Origin of the sequence: Streptococcus oralis, from assembly GCF_023109155.1 — a bacterium.
In the GTDB taxonomy this organism is placed as follows: Bacteria; Bacillota; Bacilli; order Lactobacillales; family Streptococcaceae; genus Streptococcus; species Streptococcus oralis_BZ.
In genome coordinates, this window is sequence record NZ_JALDUA010000003.1 from 1 (window position 1) to 23,301 (window position 23,301).

16 protein-coding genes and 1 pseudogene are annotated in these 23,301 nt (G+C 39.8%); all 17 read right to left on the reverse strand.

Annotated elements, in window-relative coordinates; translation table 11 throughout:
* The coding region (locus M1F63_RS06440; protein WP_247941009.1) for a sialic acid-binding adhesin at positions 1-3,434 on the reverse strand (3,434 nt) is incomplete at its 3' end.
* A gap of 241 nt (positions 3,435-3,675) precedes the next feature.
* Entirely contained in the window at positions 3,676-9,216 is a 5,541-nt protein-coding gene (locus M1F63_RS06445; RefSeq protein ID WP_247941010.1) for a ZmpA/ZmpB/ZmpC family metallo-endopeptidase, read from the reverse strand.
* A 2-nt stretch (positions 9,217-9,218) separates the two neighbouring features.
* Positions 9,219-9,782 carry a TIGR01440 family protein gene (locus M1F63_RS06450; protein ID WP_247941011.1) on the reverse strand — a complete coding sequence of 188 codons (564 nt, stop codon included), beginning with the start codon at positions 9,780-9,782 and terminating at the stop codon, positions 9,219-9,221.
* Positions 9,783-9,891: 109 nt separating this feature from the next.
* Positions 9,892-11,583: a cache domain-containing sensor histidine kinase gene (locus M1F63_RS06455; protein WP_247941012.1), complete on the reverse strand. Its 1,692-nt coding sequence runs from the start codon at positions 11,581-11,583 to the stop codon at positions 9,892-9,894.
* A complete protein-coding gene (locus M1F63_RS06460) occupies positions 11,580-12,317 on the reverse strand; it encodes a response regulator transcription factor (protein WP_125391310.1) in 738 nt (245 codons plus the stop codon). The genes M1F63_RS06455 and M1F63_RS06460 overlap by 4 nt, the downstream gene beginning before the upstream one ends.
* Positions 12,318-12,387: 70 nt before the next feature.
* On the reverse strand, positions 12,388-13,500 hold the full coding sequence (gene msrB, locus M1F63_RS06465) for a peptide-methionine (R)-S-oxide reductase MsrB (protein ID WP_247941013.1): 1,113 nt from the start codon (positions 13,498-13,500) through the stop codon (positions 12,388-12,390).
* Positions 13,501-13,509: 9 nt separating this feature from the next.
* On the reverse strand, positions 13,510-14,073 hold the full coding sequence (locus tag M1F63_RS06470; protein ID WP_096422489.1) for a redoxin family protein: 564 nt from the start codon (positions 14,071-14,073) through the stop codon (positions 13,510-13,512).
* A 13-nt stretch (positions 14,074-14,086) separates the two neighbouring features.
* Positions 14,087-14,797: a cytochrome c biogenesis CcdA family protein gene (gene ccdA2 / locus M1F63_RS06475; protein ID WP_247941014.1), complete on the reverse strand. Its 711-nt coding sequence runs from the start codon at positions 14,795-14,797 to the stop codon at positions 14,087-14,089.
* A 163-nt stretch (positions 14,798-14,960) separates the two neighbouring features.
* Positions 14,961-15,511, reverse strand: a pseudogene (locus tag M1F63_RS06480) (GNAT family N-acetyltransferase).
* Between the two features lie 248 nt (positions 15,512-15,759).
* Positions 15,760-16,584, reverse strand: a complete 825-nt coding sequence (gene nadE, locus M1F63_RS06485) for an ammonia-dependent NAD(+) synthetase (protein ID WP_247941015.1) — start codon at positions 16,582-16,584, stop codon at positions 15,760-15,762.
* Positions 16,581-18,041, reverse strand: coding sequence for a nicotinate phosphoribosyltransferase (locus M1F63_RS06490; protein WP_247941016.1), 1,461 nt, complete (start codon positions 18,039-18,041; stop codon positions 16,581-16,583). The genes nadE and M1F63_RS06490 overlap by 4 nt, the downstream gene beginning before the upstream one ends.
* A gap of 116 nt (positions 18,042-18,157) precedes the next feature.
* Complete coding sequence (locus M1F63_RS06495) at positions 18,158-18,646, reverse strand: DUF6773 family protein (protein ID WP_247941017.1); 489 nt, start codon at positions 18,644-18,646, stop codon at positions 18,158-18,160.
* A complete protein-coding gene (locus M1F63_RS06500; protein WP_247941018.1) occupies positions 18,588-18,845 on the reverse strand; it encodes a helix-turn-helix transcriptional regulator in 258 nt (85 codons plus the stop codon). The genes M1F63_RS06495 and M1F63_RS06500 overlap by 59 nt, the downstream gene beginning before the upstream one ends.
* A gap of 198 nt (positions 18,846-19,043) precedes the next feature.
* Complete coding sequence (locus M1F63_RS06505; protein ID WP_247941019.1) at positions 19,044-19,454, reverse strand: GNAT family N-acetyltransferase; 411 nt, start codon at positions 19,452-19,454, stop codon at positions 19,044-19,046.
* A gap of 99 nt (positions 19,455-19,553) precedes the next feature.
* Positions 19,554-20,918 carry an amino acid permease gene (locus M1F63_RS06510; RefSeq protein ID WP_042902072.1) on the reverse strand — a complete coding sequence of 455 codons (1,365 nt, stop codon included), beginning with the start codon at positions 20,916-20,918 and terminating at the stop codon, positions 19,554-19,556.
* A 76-nt stretch (positions 20,919-20,994) separates the two neighbouring features.
* Complete coding sequence (gene greA, locus M1F63_RS06515) at positions 20,995-21,477, reverse strand: transcription elongation factor GreA (RefSeq protein ID WP_000818765.1); 483 nt, start codon at positions 21,475-21,477, stop codon at positions 20,995-20,997.
* A 62-nt stretch (positions 21,478-21,539) separates the two neighbouring features.
* On the reverse strand, positions 21,540-23,252 hold the full coding sequence (gene mltG, locus M1F63_RS06520) for an endolytic transglycosylase MltG (RefSeq protein WP_247941020.1): 1,713 nt from the start codon (positions 23,250-23,252) through the stop codon (positions 21,540-21,542).
* Between the last annotated feature and the right edge of the window lie 49 nt (positions 23,253-23,301).

Below are 23,301 nucleotides of genomic sequence, written 5' to 3' on the forward strand. Positions count from 1 at the left end.
TCTGTGGTCGCAGCGTCAATGTTCTTCTTAGCTTCATCAGCTTTCGCCTTGGCATCTGCCTTCGCAACAGCTTTCTCCTCGTCCGTCAAATCGGTACGTGAATCAATGGCTGATTCCTTAGTTTTCAGCGCATCATCGATCGCTTGCTTGGCTGCTGGCTTACTTTGCGCAGTTGGATTGACTGCGTTAACTTCAGTTGTTCCAGTTGACTTAGCCTGGTCGACCTCTGCATTTGTGGTCGCAGCGTCGATGTTCTTCTTAGCTTCATCGGACTTAGCTTTGGCATCTGCTTTCGCTGCAGCTTTCTCTTCATCCGTCAAATCGGTACGTGAATCAATGGCTGATTCCTTAGTTTTCAGCGCATCATCGATCGATTGCTTAGCTGCTGGCTTACTTTGAGCGGTTGGGTTTACTGAGTTGACCTCAGTTGTTCCATCATTCTTGGCTTGATCAACTTCTGAGTTTGTCGTCGCAGTGTCAATTGCTTGTTTCGCTGTATCTGCTTTCGCTTTGGCATCTGCTTTCGCAACAGCTTTCTCCTCATCCGTCAAATCAGTACGTGAATCAATGGCTGCTTCCTTGGCTTTCAGGGCATCATCGATCGATTGCTTAGCTGCAGGCTTCGATACTGCTTGCGGATTGACTGAATTGACTTCAGTTGTTCCAGTTGACTTAGCTTGATCGACTTCTGCATCTGTGGTCGCAGCGTCAATGTTCTTCTTAGCTTCATCGGACTTAGCTTTGGCATCTGCCTTCGCAACAGCTTTCTCTTCATCCGTCAAATCGGTACGTGAATCAATGGCTGCTTCCTTAGTTTTCAGGGCCTGCTCAATAGAAGTTTTGGCTTCATTCTTTTTCTGACCTGCTTGAGGATTGACACTTTCTATATCAATAATCCCACTTGTTTTAGCACTCTCTACTGTAGCATTTGTTGTCGCGTTGTCGATGTTCTTCTTAGCTTCATCAGCTTTCGTTTTGGCATCTGCCTTCGCTGCAGTTTTCTCCTCGTCCGTCAAATCGGTGCGTGAATCAATGGCTGATTCCTTGACTTTCAGCGCATCATCGATAGCTGCTTTTGCGGCAGCTTTCTTTATTGTTATAGGATTGTCCTTACTGATTGCTAAAAGCCCTTCTCCTTTTGCACAATCTAATGCCTCTTTTGTTGTAATATTCACATCACCAATTGCTGTTAAAGCTTTTTCTTTATCAGCATTCACCTTTGCAATTGCTTCTGCCTTCTCTTCAGTAGTTGCAAGTAGATTGGAATTGATTTCTACAATCTTGCTTTCAGCAGCATCATTAATAGCATCGATGGCAGGCTGTTTGTTTAAAGTTATGAATTCTGATAAAGATCTTGTATCAATTGAACCATCTTTATAAGTTACAACTAGATTTCCATTTAAATATTTGGCAATAGTATCAATTCGTGCTTCTTGATTTTCAACTATTTTTCCACTCTTACTAATCAGATTTGCATCATCGTTAGTTTGAGAGTATTCAATTTTTACTTTTTCTTTTATTTTTTCAAATTCTTCAGTTGTAATGTTATTAGGGTCTACTACACTTACCTTACTTTCAGGAGCCTGTATGTCATATTTTGAAGTTTGATTTTTAACCACAAACTCCACATATCCTGCTGTTTTTTGACGCTCTGCTACATTTGTAGTTTCCTCAATCCTACCGTTGTATGGTGCACTCTCTCCGTTATTATAATCATTCGCTACAATGATACTTGTCCATTTTTGACCAGGTTTTGCATTAGTAATCCCAGTCATTTTAATACTAGCGCTTTTCTTATCATCTGAAACAGAGCCTTCTCCACTCGTTAGGGCACTTTCAGTGATTTTCCCAACTATATAACCATAGGCATCTAGATTACCTTCGGTGGAATCACCAGCACCTCGAAGTTTCATATCTTTAATTTTAGATTCATCTTTAGCAGTAAAGGTTAAATCAGTTTCTTCACTTGAGTATACATAGATAGTCCTATTTTGCTCGTTAGAATATGGTACTTGTACAGTTGGGGGTATATTCTCCCTCAAAACCTCCCCTACAGGTCTTGTTCTTGTAGATCCATCAGTAAAGGTTACCACAATGTTATTTCCTACAACATCAATTGATTGAATGATTTCATCAGGATTCTCTACTAAAGTTCCACGTTTATTCACTAATCTCGCATCTTCATTAGCTGTTGAATATTCTATCTGAATACCATTCTTGATTTTCTCTCTATCTTCAGTAGTTGGATTTGTTATGCTACTTACTGTTATCAATTCATCTGCAGGCTGAGCTCGCAAAGCGTACTTCTTTGACTGAGATTTCAATACAAGATAGAAATAAGCGGGATCAGTCATGTCTTGCCCTTTTTTCAGATTTTCTCTACCTTTATCATCAACTACCTGTAAATAACGAGTTCCAATATTCAAGTTTTGATCTTCTCGTTTGGTATAACCGCTATTATTTTTCAACACATCATTGGGACGTCCTTTAATGACAATTTTAGCTGGATTTTTCTTTGTAGCAGGTGTTGTTAAAGTTGGGTTTTCTGCTCGGTTTATTACTGTAGCAGTAAATCCATATTCAATATCAAGATCATTTTCCGTATCTGGAACATTATTAAACTTCTGTCTAGAACCCTTTTTAATTGTTGCATAGCGGATTTTTCCACTTTCAGAGTATACTGGGATTTCTAATGTGAAGTTCTCTTCATTATAGATGTAAATTTTCTTCTCTGATGGAATCGAAAAGGTAAAATCTACTTTAGGATCTTCATTTACAGCTGCTCGGAATCCGGTATTACTATCCACTGAGCTACTCTTACGAAGAACAGTTGACTCCGTTTTGTCATCCTGACTAGGCTCTGTATTTTTCTCCGAATTTTCAGTTTCTTTTTCCACGTTCTCTGTTTTTTGAGTCACAGTATCTTGTCCATTCGTGGTATCTTCTGAAATTTCTTTTTTTTCAACTACTTTATTTCTCAGCTTAGAGTTCACTGCAGTCACTAATTTTTGGTAGGCTCTATTCAATTCTTCTTGGTTTAGTGCACTGTTTAAACTAGCTTTTGCTGAAGCTAATTCAGTTGATAAATTAGCTAAGCTTTCTTCTGTTTTTGTTGAATATACACCACTAGTAATGTTTGTTTCAACTTCTAAAATATAGTTTGCAAGTAAACTTTTATCTAATTCAGGTTGGCTATCCTTCGCGTTACTCTGATCAGTACTGATCTTTTCACCATCTTGCATTAGTTCAACCTTATTAGCTGACTCTTCAGAAATTTTCAATTGATCAGCAGAAACAGCACCATTTCCTAAAAACATTAATAGTGTTGCAACTGCCACACTTGCAGCACCAAAACTATATTTTCGAATTGAAAAGCGCATAACCTTTTCTTTATCCTGTTTTTTAAGGTTTTTATTAATAATCTCTTTTTTCATCAATACTCCTTTAACTACCACTATCAATATAAAAATATATAGATTTTTATATATAATTATAAAGTATTATACCACTCATTCTATAATTTTTAAGCTCTTTTTGCAAGTTGTGGAAGTTACTTTTATTTGTAAAAACTTAGTATTATTCTGAAAAAGTAGCTTCTTGAATTCAAAAAAATGGAGAGGACATTTTGTCCTCTCCATTCTCTATATATCACTCAGCCTATTTGTCTAAAAAAGATTACTTAAAGATAGAAGTTTTAAAGCTATCCGTCTGTTGTAAAAGTTTCTTGAATAGTTTTTCTTTTAGTGCAATTGTATTATCAAACTTAACAGAGCCGTTCTTCAAACTGATTCTATCTCTTTCAACAGCAGCAGAAAACGCTTGTTTTAAATCTTCGTAAGAATTATAGGTTGTGCCGTCGATTTCAACTGACTGAATTCCATTTTTCGCTTTTGTTACAACTTCATTGAAATATGCTTTCTTCCAATCTTCCAAAGTACTAAATTTATTATCAGACAGTTTCTTAATAATATAATCATCACCTAGAGTGGATTTACCTTCTTTTCTAGATTCATCCTTATATTTATTTGATGCATAACCTAGGAAACCTTTTTCATAACCATAGTAACCCCAAATTCTAAAGGTGTTGTGCTTAAAGGACATCGCTCCAGGAGCGCCCTCGCTTGTATTTCCACCATAGATACCAGTCATCATAGGGACAGTAACATAAGCAGAATCAAAATCGGAAGGATTATAAACTCTATTACCCGGACCACGGTTCGTCATGAAATTATTGGTTACCAAGTCATCTACTGTATGTAAAGGAATAGCTTTCTCCTCTTCACTTAAAGGTCGAACCTTATCAAATTGATTCTTAGTGTTATTCCCCCTGTATTGTCTATCTACCTTCTTGAACCAAGCATTATTTAATTCTTGACTAGCTTTATTGAGGACAGCTTCTCCTTCAAGGTAATCTAGGAGCATGAGCGTATCATTGTACCCTTTCATATAACGATCAATCTCATCTCTAGACTTAAGATCATTTGGATTCGTATTGTACCACTGATTTCCATCATTCAAACGTTCATAGGCCATATTGATACCTAAAGCTTTATATTCCCCGTTTGGATTCGATACTGAAGGAGTTTGTAGCATTCCTTGAGCAAATGCTTCAAGATCTGTTCCTTCACGATGTCTTGAACCGCCTAGATAAACCATACGATCATTAACGTGAGTTGTTTCGTGCGTGAAGGCAGATACTCCAAAATCACTAATCATATCCGTTACCATAAAGAAGACTGAATCATCTTTATATGGATTAGCATAAACTCGAGCTACAGCTCCCATATTCCAGTTCGTATCATGATAGGTACCAGTTGGTCCAAATACTTCACGTACTGGTGCAACATCTTTACCTTTGTTAGTATGACCATAACGATCCGTACTGATTCCTTTGTAGTTCTGGTTATCTCGAACAGGAGTTGGGACCATATTGTTACTCTTCAATAATTGGTTACGTACTTTATCTAAAGACAAACGAGACCAGAAATCCAGATAATTTTGTTGTTCCTTAGCAACTTTATCAATTTCAGCTTTAAATGCATTTCTTTCTGCATCAGTATTCTTACCATATTTCTCAAAAGAACTATAAGCCATGGTATTGTATGTTGAAATCAAGATCATATGGGCATCTTTTAAGTTCAAAAGTGGCAAGATCATTTTACCATGCATATCATTATTTAATCCTTCGTATGCTCTATGTTTCTTACCAGCAAACTCAGGATTCGTTGTTTTAGGTTCAACGATGTAAACATTATCTTTAGTTGATTTTATGAACCAATCATTCAGATCTCTATCACTTGTAAAGAGTTCCATATTGTATTTTAAAAACTCATGAAGATTACCCTTACCTGTTGAACCTGAAATTACTTCACGGTAGGCATCGTGAGTGCGATCACCTTTTATATTATTTTCCTTAGAACCGATATTGATAATCCTATCTAGGACATCAACATTTTTACCATAGAAATCTGGTTTGAATAACATAATCTCTTTGATGTTAAAATCTTCAAATTTAATTCCATAGTATCGATTGAGATAGGACAAACCAAGAAGTAGAGCAGCCTTATTATCATCTATTTTCTTAATCAAAGCACGTTTTGCAGCTTCATCAGTATTTAGCTGATGATCTTGGTTGTGAACAAGTTTCGTAATAAATTTACCAAGATTCTCTTTTACGAACTTGAAACTCTCTTCCAGATAAAGATTTTTAATGGCATTTACTTTTCCGTCACCAAGTCTATTTAAATGTTTATAAATGGTATCAGACTGTAACTCAACTGGACTTAATTTTTCTAGAATTGATTGGATTAAATCACTTCTATCCTTATCAACGATATTTGGAGTATAAACTATTTCACCTAGTTCTACAATACTATACTCTTTAACTTGTTTCACTTTAGAGCTATCTTTAGCAACAACAAGTAATTCTTCTTTCGTTCCGTCAGCATAGTGAATCAAAATCTTATCAATATCAGATAAATCTGTTACAAACTGTCCATTTTTCAAACCTGTAACAGAAAGAACTTCTTTCGTAACCAAGTTTGAACTAGCCCCCAATTTATTGGCCTGATTGATAATCCACTCTTTATTGTAGAACGGTTGAAGTTTTTCAATGTTACGGTAAGCAAGCTCACGGTCAATTCTGTAATCTTGAGTATCTTTATAGGTCTCATCTAATGATTTTGTATTGTTGAGAGTGTCCTCAATTAGAGGTTTAATTTCAAACTTATCAGCAGTGATTCCCATTGCATCAATCTTGGTATTAGCTTCTTCGAGACTAATTTCTCTAATTCTATGTGAACGAGAATATTTGAACGAATGTTTACCTGCACTAACATCTTTTACAACAAAGTTTCTTTCAAGAGCATTATTCGTGAAGTATCCCCCATCGTAATCAATATCACCGGAACCATAGAATTCTTCACCGCTCTCAACTTTCATCATTGAAACATTATTTTCAAGTTTGCCCCATACCCAGTTCTTACTGATGAAACCTCCAACATCTACAGGTGATTTAACTTTAATTATTCCTTTAGCGACTGAATTTCGTACAGTCCCATATTTACCGATGCCATTAGGGTCCGAACTATTGTCAACAGTAGACGCAAGACCAGCAGCCCGAGCCTTAGTCGCTGTAATATCAGCTTCTACATATGTTTTATTCGCATGGCCTTTCCAAATCTCACCCACAATACCAGCAAGATTCCATCCTTTATCCCCAACACCATCAATTTTACCAATGAAAGCAACATTATTAACTTTAGCGCCCTCACCATCTAATTTATTAACCACACCAGCAATATCATTTTTCGCAATAATATGGCCTGTAACTTTGACATTTTCGATTACAGCATTTTTAACAATTCTTGCAACAGGTGCAATATTTTCTGCCCAAGGCATATTAATATTCACATTGCCAAGATTGATATTTTTCACAGAAGCATTTTCAATACGCTCAAACAATGGTCGAGCGATATTATGAATGGTATACTGTTTTCCATCAACACTTGTTAAATGACCATTAAATACACCTGGTACATATTGTTTATTTGGAGTTGGAACATTTGCTGCGTTCAAATCTGCACCAAGCTTAAACGTCCCCTTACGATTAGCTTGCATTGCTTTTACCAATTCATTGAAATCGTAGTAGACATTCTCTTCGTGAGATTTTGGCTTGGCAAAATAATGAACATATTCTTCACTGAGTTCATTACCATTAGTATGCTGAACTAGATCAGGAGCTTTAGCAGTGACCTTGTATAGTGTTTTTCCATCGACAGTAACTTCTTCGATTTTATCCACAGCAAGACGGGTCACCTTATTATCATGCGTAGCGATTTTTAGATAGTATGGTTTTACATCAGTTGGAACAGAAGTTAAGAAGCTACTATCCGTTTCAACACCATCAGTATCAACACTTATTAAGCTTGTTTCTTTAATATTTTTGACTTCAACTTTTTTGAGGTCAATTCTTAGTGGTTCTTCCCTTAGAACTTCTTCTTCATCACCTTCACCACGGTCATAAACCATTTTGGTTTCGAGTTTATAATCCTTGTAGTACTGCAAATCTGTCAGGCTAGCTGTTAAGTTGTCTGGTGAAATAGTCAATGTTTTGACAATTTCATCACCCTTTTTAAGAGTTAGGGTAATGGATTTTATAGTTGCCTTACTTGGGTTTTCCAAATTGTAACGAATTTGAGATGTTCGTTTTAAATCTTTAACATCGATAAGCGACAAATTTAAAATTGGTTTTTCAAAGTTTTTAGTTCCTAATTTAACGATACGATCTTGATCTAACTCCAAAACCTGTTCGACAACTTTCGGTGCTTCTTCAGTCTTCAGTCCTTTAATTGTCTTATAAGTCTTTATAACCTTTTTCTGTCCGTCTTTTCCTTCTTTGACAGTGACTCTTTCACCTTTTTTCAGTTGATCATCTTCTTCAACCTTTTCCTTAAACGGAATCTTTTCAAGACTTTCTTCTACCAGAGTTCCTTCAATTGGTTTCGTACCACGACTTATTTTTTTAGTGACCGGTTCTTTGATGACAATGGTTGTTGTATTTAAAACTTGATCAGTCTCAATACCGTCGAGAGTCTTATAGGTCGTTTTGGTAATTTGACTACCCTTTTCTCCATCTTGGATGACAGTTTCTTCATCCGTATACTTGGTTGGATCTTCGATAATTTCTGTCTTATAGTCAATCTCCGTAGTAGTTTCTTTCGTAACCGCGCCCTCAGTTACTTTATATTCAGGTAACTTTTCTTGAACTACCGACTCACCTTCTTTACCTGGCTCTTGAGTACCTTTAGCTTCAATCTTGCCTGTATATTCTGACTGTGGCTCTTGAACTAAGGACTCTCCCTCTTTGCCTGGTTCCTGAGTGCCTTTAGCTTCAATCTTGCCTGTATATTCCGCCTGTGGTTCTTGAACTAAGGATTCTCCCTCTTTGCCTGGCTCCTGAGTACCTTTAGCTTCAATCTTGCCTGTATATTCTGTCTGTGGTTCTTGAACTAAGGATTCTCCCTCTTTGCCTGGCTCCTGAGTGCCTTTAGCTTCAATCTTGCCTGTATATTCCGCCTGTGGTTCTTCAACTACCGACTCATCTTTTTTACTACTTGTATTGGTACTAGATTTTGATTCTTTAAAGTAACCAACATACTCATATCCTTCAATATGAATAACACCTTTAGCCAAACCTTCATGTGTAGATGCAGAAATAGTTTGGTTATAAGAAAGTAACTCTTTATTTTCAAATGCAAAGGCAGTAAAAGGTACAAAATTGCTGACGCCGATAGAGCTAATTAACAGAATCCCAAGTACTTTACTACGGTGTTTCTTGGAAACTAATAGAACCGCTAGTGAGGCTGTTGCCAATCCAAGACCTGCCAAAGTAAGCTCCTTACTTCCTGTGTATGGAAGTTGTTGACTGTTAGTTTCCTTCTTGCGATAAACTACATAAATAATATCTTCATCTTGAAATTCTGTAGGAACCTCATGGTGAATCAAGGCTTTTTCAGACTCGGTTAATTCCTGCTCCGCCAGATAACGGTAATGCACACTATGAACACCACCAATTTCATTGGCTTGCACCTTATCTACTAAAAGGGTACTGGCACCAAAAAGGAAGGCCCCGATAGCTACAGGACCTACCCCAACAGTGAGCTTACGAATCGAATATTTGGTAATTTTTTCTAGTTGTTGTTTTGTCTTTTTCATTCTCATGACTTTCTGATAGAATCTTGTGGATACTGCGCACGCGCACCTCCAATTAATTTTGGACGACTAGCTAGAGCCGTTACATGGGCATGCCCAATTTTTCTCAAAAGAGGGCGAATCGGAACCTGAACATGCTTGACATGCATGCCAATCGCAGTATCTCCGATATCCAATCCAGCATGGGCCTTGATAAATTCAACCTCAACTGGATCCCGCATAAACTTGAAGGCTGCCAACTGACCCGAACCTCCTGCATAAAGTGTAGGAAGGACACTGACGATTTCAAGACCAAACTGCTCTGCCACCTGACGTTCAACGACGAGGGCTCGATTGACATGTTCACAACCTTGAACAGCTAGATGAATTCCTTTTTCCTCTAGGATATCTAGGATGGTTTTCACAATGATTTCCCCAATTTCTTGACTGGATTCCTTGCCAATCTGACCACCTATCACCTCACTAGAAGAAAGGCCCAAAACAAAGATAGCTCCTTGCCTCAAATTAGCCTTGTCTATTACATCTTCTACAATCTGGCTTGTTGCTCTTTGAATGTCTTTTTCCTTCATACTTGATACCTCTTTTGTCACTATCTATCATATCTTTTTTTACTGATTTTATCAAGACCAACTAATCATTCTGATTTTTAAAAGTAAAACTCCCAGAGTGAACTGGGAGTTAGCTAGTTTCAATTTTATTGATGTATATTTCAACTGTCGTCCCTTTTTCGGGTGCAGAATTGATCTTCATCTGGTAATTGTCTCCAAAATGAAGTTTGAGTCGTTGGTCGACATTTTGTAGACCAACTCCCCCACGTTTGAGCTGACTTTGACTGCTATCGCCAGGATTTTGGAAACCAACACCATCATCCTCAATGCGGATGACAAGCCCTGTATCCTGTTTCTGAACAGAGACTTTAATATGGCCCTGACCTTCCTTCTCCTTAATACCATGGTAAAGAGCATTTTCTACAAGAGGTTGCAACACCAACTTAGGTAAGACTAGGTTACCAAAAGCAGGATCTTCATCAATCTCATACTCCAGCTTATCACCATAGCGTTGTTTCTGGATAAAGAGGTACTGGCGGACATGATTGATTTCATCAGAAAGAGAAATCAAATCCTTTCCTTGATTGAGCGCCAAGCGGAAATAGGTTGCCAAGGACTTGGTCACCTGAACCACTCGCTGACTATCCTGAAATTCAGCCATCCAGATGATAGTATCCAAAGTATTGTAGAGGAAATGGGGGTTAATCTGGCTCGACAGTGCTTGAAGTTCATACTGGCGGGTTGCTTCTTCCTGCCTGCGCACATCTGCCATCAACTGATCAATCTGATCCAGCATGGCATTGAACTGACGAGTCACTTCTCTCAGTTCATAGGCGCCAGCTTCCTTAGCACGAAGATTTTGTGTACCAGAAGCAATTTCCAGCATGGTTTCTCTCAGATCCTTCAAAGGGGCAATCCAGCGTTTGAGACTGAACCACACCAAGCAGAGACAGGCAAGAAGAGATAAGGCACTAGCACCAAGCAAGGTCCACATGAGTTGACTCCGAACCTGGTCTAACTTCTCCAACGAAGACACGCCTATAACCGTCCAATCAGTTCCTGCAATCTGTTCCTGACTGACGTAGGATTGGTGATCCAGCGTATAGCCCTGCCCCGTCTCAATGTAGGGTTTCATGGCCTCCATTTCACTTGCTGAGCTATAGACAGTACGTTTAGGATGGTAGACAAATTCATGGTTTTCATTGATGATAAAGGCAAAGCCCTGCTGGCCCAACTGGAGTTGGTTGAGATAGGCTTCCAGAGTTTCATAGGAAATATCCAAACGAAGTACGCCAAGATTGGCTCCCTTTGTATCGACAAGTTCCTGAGTGACAGAAATGACCCACTGACTGTCTGATTTACGAGCTGGTGTCAAAACTGGCTTAGCTCCCTGATGAATAGCTTTTTGGTACCAATCCTCAGCCATCATATCTGAGGAAGTTTTCATCTGCACACTGTCATCAGTGGAAATGACCTGACCAGACTTGGTTACCAAAACCACCGTTTTCAAGTCTTGGTCTGCCTTTAAGATGGTCAAAAACAAATCTCGGATTCCCTTGGTTTGGTCTTGGTTAGGATTCTCAGCATAGGCTAGAACATCTGCTTGCTGGGTCAAACTTGTCGAGGTGGTTTCTAATTTTTTGATATAAGACTGAATAAAGTGGCTAGTCTGGCTAATGGTCGTTTGGCTATTGCCCTCAATAGTGGCCTCAATGGCTGCTGAACTAGATTGATAATAGAAAGTCCCAACCAGAGCTAGGAGAATGAGAAAGACCAGAAAGATGGAAATAACCATTCTGACTAGGAGAGAAGAACGCTTCATCGGCCTTCTCCCTTCTTAAACTGACGAGGTGTCACACCTGCAATCTGTTTAAAACGTTGAGTAAAGTAGTTCATATCTTCAAAACCAACCTTTTCGGCTATCTGGTAAATCTTTAAATCCGTGGTCAGAAGCAAGAGCTTGGCTTGTTTGATACGCTCTCTCACCAGGTAATCCTGAAAAGGCAGCCCCAACTCTTTCTTAATCAAGGAGCTCAGATAAGTCGGACTAAAGCCCAATTCACTGGCTAAAGACTTTAAACTAAATTGACTATCAGCCAGATGAGACTGGATTTTCTGAGCAATATTTCCCTCAAACTTATCGGTTAATAAATCTTGTAACTGCTCTTCTTTTTCTTCCTTGTCTAGTTTTTGCTTGATTTTCCCCAACATTTCCTCAATATCCTGACGAGAAAAGGGCTTGAGCAGATAGTCATCGACACCTAGTTTGACAGCAGACAAGGCATAATCAAAATCATCGTAACCCGTTAAAAAGACCAAATGAACTTGTGGATAGGTTTCTCGTACCAGACTGGCCAACTGGATGCCATTCAGTTGAGGCATGTTGATATCAGTTAAAATGATATCTGGCACCTGCTTTTGAATCAAGTTCCAAGCCTGTCTTCCATTTTCAGCCTGACCGATGATTTCCATATCGTAGGCCGCTACATTGACCAGCTTGGTCAAGCCTTGCCTTACCAGATACTCATCTTCTACGATTAAGATTGTGTAGGTCATGCTCTGCTCCTTTGTCACTTGCTAGTATCAGTATAGCAAAATTCTCCTCTAACTGCTTAGGAAAGACTTCTTAATCAACATAATCTAGTAAATAGGCATAGCCTTTTTCTGCCATTTGGTCTTTTGGAATAAATCGGATAGAGAGACTATTGATACAGTAGCGCAAGCCCCCCTTGTCCTGTGGTCCATCCGTAAAGACATGGCCAAGGTGGGAATCTCCAACTCGGCTCCGCACTTCCATGCGTGTCATATTGTAAGACTTATCTTCTTTGTAGGTAGCAACATCTGGGCTGATGGGTTGGGTGAAACTAGGCCAGCCACAACCAGACTCAAACTTGTCCTTTGATGAAAAGAGGGGTTCACCAGTAGCTACATCCACATAGATACCGGATTCGAATTTATCCCAGTAGCGGTTTGAAAAAGCTCGTTCTGTTTGATTTTTCTGGGTAACTGCATACTCCTCAGGTGACAAGGTCTTTTTCAATTCTTCATCGCTTGGTTTAGGATATTTGCTGGCATCAATGACGGGATAGGCAGCTTGATTGACATTGATATGACAGTAGCCATTTGGATTTTTCTTGAGGTAGTCTTGATGATAATCCTCAGCCACCACAAAATTCTTCAAGGTCTCCTTTTCAACTGCCAGAGGTTGGTCATATTTTTTAGCAACTTCATCAAAGACTTGGTTAATCACCTCTAAATCCTTGTCATCTGTGTAATAAACACCGGTACGATACTGGGTACCCACGTCATTTCCTTGTTTATTTTTGCTGGTTGGATTGATAATGCGGAAGTAATGAAGTAGGATTTCCTTGAGGGAAATTTGGTTGGCGTCATAAGTGACATGGACAGTCTCCGCATGTCCTGTTTGGTTAATCAATTCGTACTTGGTTGTTTCCCCTCTACCATTTGCATAGCCTGAAACAGCATCTGTTACTCCAGGCACGCGTGAGAAGTATTCCTCCACTCCCCAGAAACATCCCCCAGCTAGATAAATTTCGTGCAAGTCTGCGTCTTTACTCACTTCTGTTTTTTTCACTGCTTTTCCTCCTTGGCTAACTGACGCTTTCTCAATTTGCGAGCTATCTGTCTGCCCTGCATTTCGCATCAATAGAAAATAGAAACCGGTTATGGCTAGGAGAATGACCCCTGCCAAGACAAAAAGTTTTACTTTATCATTCATAGCCTTTCTCTACCCCATTTCTTTCAATTCTTTTAAAATCATATCCTTATCCATAAAACCTGGTTGCGTTTTGACCAGCTTGCCTTCCTTGTCTATAAAGGCTTGAGTCGGATAAGAACGGACACCATAACTTTCCAAAAGTTTGCCTGATGGATCAATTAGAACTGGGAAATTTTTATAATCTAAGCCCTTGTACCAGTTCTTAAAGTCTGCTTCAGATTGCTCCCCCTTGTGTCCAGGAGACACCACTGTCAAGACCACATAGTCATCACCAGCTTCTTTAGCGATTTCGTCCGTATCTGGAAGGCTGGCTAGACAGATGGAACACCAAGAAGCCCAGAATTTGAGATAGACTTTCTTGCCCTTATAATCAGACAAACGATAGGTCTTGCCATCTACACCTGTCAGTTCAAAATCAGCAACCGCCTGACCTTTAGTGGCAGTTTGTGAACTAACTTGTTCTGTTTTGGATTGCTCCTTCATAGTAGACTCGTCTGACATGTTTTTAGCCGAACAGGCTGCCAAGCAACAAATTGAGCCTACTCCAAGGAGACATGTTTGCCATTTTTTCATTTCTTTTTCCTCTCTATTCAAATAATGTAGTCAAAATGGAAGCATTTCCCAAAAGCACCAAGATTCCCATCACGATAATGAGAAAACCACCGACTTTTTTGAGTGTCCCGAGGTAGGGATGGATTTTTCGGAAATGTTTCAAAACATAGCTGGAGGCAAGAGCTAGAACCAAAAATGGTAGCGCCAAACCCAGCGTGTAAACCAACATGAGACCAGCACCCTGCCAAGCTCCTGAACCACCTGAAGCCGCCAAGGCCAAAACAGACCCCAGAACTGGCCCCACACACGGCGTCCAAGCAAAACTAAAGGTTAACCCCAGTAAAAATGCCTGACTATAGCCGTTAGCGTTTTGATCCTGTCTCTTTAATTGTAACCTTCTTTCCTTGTACAGTCCCTGCAAATGTAAAACATCCATCTGGTGCAAGCCCAAGAGAATGATAACCGCACCTGTCACATACTGAAACCAAGAAGCATACAGCAAATTGCCTAAAAAACCAGCTCCATAGCCCAGTAAGATAAAAACAAAGGAAATCCCCGCTATAAAGGCCAAAGTTCGCAATAAACTAACAAGTGAGATTGAAAATTTTCCACTAGAAGCCTGAGCATCATTCTTATCATCCAACAAGACCCCCGCATAGACTGGCAACAAGGGTAAAATACAAGGAGAAAAGAAGGAAAGAATTCCAGCAAGAAAAACACTGATAAAAAAGATTGCATTGTCCATTGCCTTCCTCCATTCTTTGATTTGATAGGTCTATTATATCCCCAAAACTCCAGAAAAAACAGGGACAATGATAGGGAAAAATAGGAATTTAATCAGTTTATTTAGAAATCTGGCACAAAAAAAGCCAGACAAGGTCTGACTTTGATAGAAACAGAAAAGAAAATCACCTATCTTCCCTGCTTATCTGGTAATAAATAAGGTCCGCAACGTAGTCTTTTCTCTCCACACCATTGGCAATGGTTTTTAGATAAGACATTCCCGCTTTTTCCATCACACGGCCTGAAGCTGGGTTGACACTAGCATATCGACTCTTGCCTTTTGAAAACCTGCTTGAGTAAAACAAAAGTCTAACACAGCTTTCAAGGCCTCCGTCATCATACCACGACCCCAATAATTTTTTCCTAAAACATACCCAATTTCACAACTTGAATCAGTCTCATTCATCTCAACGATGCTGATATCTCCTATCACATGCTCAGGGTTTTCTTTGAGACAAATGGCCCATTTGTAATAGTTGGAATTGGTATAGGATGCAACCCAATTTCGAATCGAATTCCGAGTCACCTCAACATCAGGATGAGGATCCCAGGTGACATAGATTAGATTCTCAGCAGACGAGGCCCAATTTTGAAACATGGCTTCCGCATCACTCTCCACAAATCTTCTCAAGATTAAACGTTTCGTCTCTAACATTTGAGTACCGATTGCTTTCATAACGTTACCTCGCTTTCTAAGCTTAAGGCTTAAGGTAAAAAGACTATACTTAGTAACAGCTAGAAAACAAGTTTTTCATCTAGTTACTTGACGCAGTCGCTGTCTGGTTTGAAATGCGCTTTACCAAGCTTTTTCAAACCTAGTCATCGTTGCGGGGGTGAGACAAGGAAAATCGAACTCTACGAGTTACCGAATCTGCCTCGTTTTCCCGTTTCTAGGCTCGGGCTAAAAAGGTCCCCCGGACCTTTTTACTCCCAAAAGTCATCAAATACGGTGATTGGTAGGTGGCGTTTGTGTTGGCCTTTGTGCCACCAGTTTTCAATAGTCGCTTGGGCTTCTGGACTGATGGTTTTGCCTTCAAGGTAGTCATCAATTTCATTGTAAGTGACTCCCAAGGCTACTTCATCTGCAATACCTGGTTTTTCTTCTTCCAAATCTGCTGTCGGGATTTTTTCATAAAGGGCTGGATCTGCGCCAAGCTCTTTCAAGAGTTGTTTTCCTTGGCGTTTATTGAGGCGGTAAAGAGGGAGAATGTCTGCACCACCATCACCAAACTTAGTAAAGAAACCTGTGATATTTTCCGCAGCATGATCTGTTCCAATGACCGCTCCGCTATGGGCACCCGCAAGGGCATATTGAGCAATCATACGACTACGAGCCTTGATATTTCCCTTGTTAAAGTCTGAAACAGGACTTCCTGTCGCTGCAACTGCTGCTGTCATGGCATCAGCTGATTCCTTGATATTTACAACTAGACTGACATCTGGCTGGATGAAAGCAAGAGCTTTTTGAGCATCTGCCTCATCTGCTTGCACGCCATAGGGCAAGCGGACAGCAATAAATTGGTAGCTGTCATCTCCTGTCTCTGCTCGCATTTCTTCCATAGCTAATTGCGCCAAACGCCCTGCCAAGGTTGAATCCTGACCCCCAGAAATCCCTAGTACAAAGGTTTTAAGGAAAGGGTGTTTTTTCAAGTATCTCTTTAAGAAGTCAATGGAACGACGGATTTCTTCCTGGGCGTCAATCACTGGCTTGACGCCCAGTTGCTGGATAATGGTCTCTTGCAAACTCATTCTTCTTCTCCTTCACCAAGGGCTTCTTTGCGCATCTTGTCAATCAAGTCCATCTTATCTTGCCAAATATCACGCGCCAAGTCCACTGGATAGTGTTGCGGATTAAGTACCCGTTTATACTCATCCCAAAGCTTGTCAAATTCCTTACGAGCATAGGATTGAATGTCAGTCAAACTAGGCAAATCGTAAACTAATGTTCCTTCTTTAAAGATATCCACTAAGAGAGGAACGGCATCAAAATTACGAACGGTCTTTTTGATGTAGGTATAAGTTGGATGGAACATCTTGATTTCTGTCATGCCGCTCACATCCACACCATCATAAGTAATGTAGTCACCTTCTGACTTGCCTTTTTCACGACTGGTAATGCGCCATACCTGCTTCTTACCTGGGGTCGATACTTTTTCAGCATTGCTTGAAAGCTTGATGGTATTGCGCATCTTACCAGTTTCATCTTCGATAGCTACAATCTTATAAACTGCCCCAAGAGCTGGCTGATCATAGGCCGTAATCAGCTTGGTACCCACCCCCCAGACATCAATCTTAGCGTGTTGCATTTTGAGGTTAAGGATAGTATTTTCATCGAGGTCATTGGAAGCGTAAATTTTGGCATCTGGATATCCAGCCTCATCTAACTGTTGGCGAACTTTCTTGGAAATATAGGCTATATCCCCTGAGTCGATACGAACGCCTTTAAAATTGATCTTATCACCTAACTCACGCGCCACCTGAATAGCAGCCGGCACACCGATACGCAAAGTGTCATAAGTATCTACTAGAAAGACACAGTCTCGATGGGTTGACGCATAGGCCTTAAAGGCCTTATAGTCGTTTCCATAAACCTGTACCAAGGCATGAGCATGAGTCCCCAATACTGGAATACCAAAGAGCTTCCCTGCTCGCACATTGCTAGTCCCGTTGGCCCCACCAATCACGGCTGCGCGTGTTCCCCAGATAGCCGCATCCATTTCTTGCGCACGACGTGTCCCGAATTCCATCAAAGGCTCATCTTCAATGACCGAACGAATACGAGCCGCCTTGGTCGCTATCAAGGTTTGAAAGTTAACGATGTTTAAGAGAGCCGTTTCGACCAACTGGCATTGGGCAAGAGGACCTTCCACCTGCACAATCGGTTCATTGGCAAAGACCAAGTCCCCTTCCTGAGCAGAACGAACCGTTAGTTCTAACTTGAGATTTCGTAGGTAATCCAAGAATTCTCCATGATACCCAAGCGACTCCAAGTAGTCAATATCGCTATCTGAAAAGCGTAAGTCTTCAAGATAATGTACAATTCTTTCCAAACCAGCAAAAACCGCATAGCCGTTATTAAACGGTTGCTGGCGGAAGTAAACCTCAAAAACCGCCTTCTTATTGTGAATTCCTTGGTCAAAGTAAACTTGCATCATGTTAATCTGGTACAAGTCCGTGTGCAATGTCAAACTATCATCTGGATACATCTGTTTTCCTTCTTCCTTTTTTACAAAGGTATGAACGTATTCTACCACTTTCACACCATCCGATAAATTAGTACTATTATAACACATTTTACTGAGATTGATAAAAAGCTAACAAGCTATTCTCCATTCTCAAGTTCATCCATATCTTGCTCAAACTTTTTTTGAGCCCATTCACCATAACTTTTAAGGCCGAGATTGCCGATAAAAACCCAAGGAAGGTAAATCAGATAAGTAACGACCCAAGCAGACAAGTATTTAACGTTCAAAGGATTGTGCTGATAAATTTCGATATTGAATTGATAATTCTCCAACATCAAGAGAGTCGTAATAGCGAGAGTTACCAGCAAACACCCTACAATCGTAAAATGAAAACGACTATAGTAGGTCACTCCAAGTTGTCGTGCACGATTGAAAAAGAAGAAAATTCCTAAAAGAAGGGTAACCAGAAGAATATTAGAATTAAAAAGAGCAGGTGCTAATACAGCCACCAAATAACTTAGCAGAATGAGCCCGATAAACACATTAAAAGACTCTGTCCCAGCTTTGTTAATCAGTTGTTCTTCCCTTTCGTCTAGTAATTGATAATAAAAAAATCTTTTTTTCATCTTCTTCCTCCCAAAATAGTTGGTCTAATGTTTTTCCTAAGCATCTGCAAATGGACTGGCAAAGGGAGAGACTAGGATTGTATTTCCCTGCTTCTATCAAGCCTATAGTCTGCCTAGTTACACCAACAGCATCTGCCAAATCCCCTTGTGTTAAATCAAGCTCCACCCGAGCTAATTTTAATTTTAAATTTTTAGCCACTAGCGTCCTCCTTCACATTTTTAAAAAGTTGCGCTTCTTTTTAAATATATTATACCATATATCTAACTTAATGCAATATATAAATGTCATTTTGTAAGATTTTATTAACAAAAAACTCTCTATCATCTTACATGATAAAGAGTATTCGTTCTTTTTTGATACTTAGCTAAGTTCCTCTCCAAAAGAACGAAGTCTAAGTCACAAATCCTTTTGGTAATAAAATCTTTGCCCTGTGTAGGGATAGTCTTGCAAGGTAAAGACTTCCTTGTAGCCATGGCTTAGATAAAAATCTGGCGCTTGAAACTGGTAAGTATTGACAAAAGCAAAACGACAGTTTCGATTCTTGGCTTCACTTTCAGCTCGCTGCAATAGTTTTGAACCGATTCCTTGTCCCCTCAATTCCTCTTTCACAAACAAATATTCGATTTCCAACCAATTTCCGAAAGTCTCAGCTACTAATCCTGCCATGAGATTACCCTTTTCGTCTTCGAGATAAAGATTCAGTGGCTCGCTCTCAGACTCTTCTCTTTTAGAACGATTATAAGCACGAATCAAATCCCCTATTTCTTGCGCTTTATGCGACTCCTTATTTTCCAATCTAACGTGCATCCAAACCTCCTAATAAACTACTACAGCTTGATTATAGTCTTATTTAGATGGACTGTCAAACTAGAAAAACTCACCAAGCAGAGTTGATGAGTTCATGATTTATTTTCTAAATTTCCACTGACTATAAATCCCAAAAACAAGGATCCAGATAGCAGAACCAACTGCCCCCATGAAGGTAGACTCTTGCAAAAAGAGAGTCACAAAAACAAAGACAAAAAAGAGAATGGTTAAGGGATTAAGCAAGCGATACTGAGGCATGAGGTAGCCATCAGCCATGAAATCTTGTGACTTGCGGTATTTGAGATGGGCCACCATTATCAAGATATAAATCGCGATGTAAACACCTGATGAGGATGCTGTTATCAAAGCAAAGGCATCTGAAACACCTGGTAGCACGTTGATAAAGGCAGCCAGAGCAATCAAGATCGCTGAGGCAATGATGGCATTTTGTGGAACATTGTGGCGAGAAAGGGTATCGACCTTAATGGCCTTTAAGAAACGATTTGGCGAATCATGGGCAATCTGATATAAGTGTCTCCCTGTTGAGTAGAGAGTTGAGTTAAGCGCAGACGCTGCTGAGGTCAAGACAACAAAGTTGATTAGAGCCGCCGCCCACTTGATCCCTGCCAGTTCAAAAACCGTTACAAATGGAGAATCTGAAGAATTAAGATAAGACCAAGGAATGATGGCCATAATCGCAATGAGAGCTCCCCCATAGAAGAAGATAATTCTGAGAGGAATTTCCTTAACAGCTTTGGGCAAGACCTGACGAGGGTTCTTTGTTTCAGAAGTTGTCACCCCGATAAACTCAATCATCAGATAGGCAAAAAATACCATTTGAAAGGCCATGACAAAGTTCATAACTCCGTTTGGAAAAAGAGAGAACTGGTCGCTGATATTTGCCAAACTTGCAACACCATGCGGTGTCTTAAAGCCTGTCAAAACCATAAAGACCCCAGTGGCAATCATGGCTAAAATCGCCACAATCTTGACCATAGCAAACCAAAACTCGACTTCTCCAAAGAGCTTAACCGCAATCAGATTGACCAAAGCCAAAATCGTTAAAAAGACAAGCTGAATCAGCCAGCTAGGCCAGGTAGGGAACCAGAAGCGGACATAGTCTGAGATGGCAGTGATTTCTGCCATACCGATAAAGACAACTGACAGCCAATAAGACCAAACTGAGAAATATCCCCAGCCTTTACCCAAATGACGGGTGATAAAGTTGATAAAGGTATGCTGTTCTGGATCCTGATACAGCATCTCTCCAACAGCCCTCATCATCAAAAACATAAAGGCTCCTGTAATCATGTAAATCAGGATGATAGAAGGTCCTGTAAGGCTGATAGAGCGACCAGCACCTAGGAAAAGTCCAGTTCCGATTGTTCCTGCAATGGCCATCACCTGAACATGACGATTGGTTAAACCACGCTCCATTTTGTTTTTCTTCTTATTTTCACTCATATAGTCTCCTTTTTATCCAAAAAACCAAAAAGGAGTTGAGCAAGGCAAAACCTTCACTACTCCTTTTTCATCCTATTTAGGCTGTTTTTTCAACCTTTAAGATTTTGACATCATAGCTACCAACTGGTGTTTCAATCGTTGCAGTATCACCAGTCTTCTTGCCAATCAAAGCACGGCCAATCGGACTTTCATTTGATACTTTACCAGCAAAAGCATCTGCACCTGCAGAACCGACGATGATGTAGACCTCTTCTTCGTCTTCACCAACTTCTTGGATTGTTACTGTTTTACCGATTGCTACCTCATCTTGGGCAACTGCATCGCTATTAACAATTTCAGCATAGCGAATCTTTGTTTCTAGACTTGAAATTTGACCTTCAACAAAAGCTTGTTCATCTTTCGCTGCTTCATACTCACTATTTTCTGAAAGGTCTCCATAGGAACGAGCAATCTTGATACGCTCTACGACTTCAGGGCGTCGAACGAGTTTCAACTCCTCTAATTCTTTTTCTAGTTTTTCCTTTTCTTCAAGGGTCATTGGGTAAGTTTTTTCTGCCATTTTTTTAACTTTCTTTTCTATTTACTTTTTTAAAACAAAATTATGTGGAAAACCACATAATTTTAGTTTGAACTACTTGCTTGAGGTAACTTGCTATTGATATGCTCTGCAACGTTTTGATCATGTTCTTCTTTTGTTGTTGCAAAGTATACTTTACCATCTTCAACATTGGCTACAAAGTACAAGTACTCACTCTTTGTCTGGTTTACACTTGCTTCAATCGCATCCGAACTTGGGCTATCAACCGGTCCAGGCATGAGGCCAAGATTTGTATAGACATTATATGGTGAATCAATCGTTGTATCAATTCCAGCATCATCCGCTAGACTAATATTTTGACCAAGTTTTCCTTGAGCATAAAGGATAGCGATATTGCTTTGAAGAGGCATACCGACATTCAAGCGGTTGTAGAAGACACCTGCAATCTTCTTGCGGTCTTCTGTCTTAGCACCTTCTTTTTCGACAAGAGAAGCAATGCTGAGCAATTCATTGACCGTCAGATTCTTTTCTTTGATCGTAGCGTAATATGGTGACATAGCCTTATCCATAGCAGCCACCATCTCATCAATCAAACTTTCAACAGTTGTGCTGTCTTTGATCGTATAGGTTGCTGGGAAAAGGTAGCCTTCAAGACGATAACGAACGCCACTGTCTTTTGTTGGAAGACTTCCAAGTAGGTTTGGATACTTGGCTACTAATTGTGAGATAAAGGTCTCATCTTGAGCTTTTGCCAAGAAAGCATCCGCAGTAAGAGGTTCTTTAAATTCACCTTGAAGTTGTCCTACTGTTTGAGCGATTTGCTCCAACGTATAGCCTTCTGGAATGGTCAAGTTTGCAAGAACAGGTGCCTGAGCTTCAGGAGTCCCACCTTTTTGTAATTCTTGAATCAACTCATCCGTACTCATACTCTTCTTCAAGTTGTAATAACCTGACTTCAAGTTGGCTTGACTATAGTATTTAGCATAAAGACTAAAGATAAGTCCATGTTTAACCAGACCAGATTTTTCCAAGGTGCTTCCAATTTCTTGAACATTTGCACCGTCTGGTATTTGAACCGTTACATAATCCTTAGAGCTCGCATCCACAGGTTTCAAAGAATCTTGAACGTAACCATAACCAAAGTAACCACCAACTACAACGAGTACTAGGAAAACTAGAACTGTTACTAGGCAACCTTTGGCTTTTGAGTTTTTCTTTTTCTTAGTTGATGTTGCACCTTGACGACGACTGCGACGAGTTTCTTCTCTTAAGCTGTCTGAGAACTCAGTAGAGTCAGGTGTTTCAAGCGCATTCTCAGGAGCAGTTGAATCATCGGACTCTTTCGTCTTATAAGTCACCGCTATCTTAGTCGGAGTATCGTTAAATTCTTTCTCTTCGTGTTTAAGCTCAACTGGTTCTACCTTTGGTAAAACAGGTTCAGGTACAGATTCTTCAGTTTCTACAACTTCAACCTTGTCGATGATGGGCTGTTCTCCCACTTCCTCAAGTGTCACTGTATCTTCACTTCCAGTTGCTGGACGTGGAGGAACACTTGGTGCATTTTTGAGGATTTTATCGACAACAGATAGGGAATCCGCCATCAACTCTTCTGTTGATGTTTCTGGTTCAAAATCTGAAGGAGTTGCAGAACTAGCTTGAGATGATGAAGCCGTCAGATTTGGAATCTCTACTTCTTTCTCTCTTCTATCTTGTTCTTTTACTCTTTCTAAATCACGTAGAATCTGCTCTTTAAAGCTTAATTTTTCTTCTTCTCTTGATTTTTCAGTCAAAAGCATTACCTCCTTGTTGACAATCCATAATATTATATCTTAAAAGTCGCAGAAA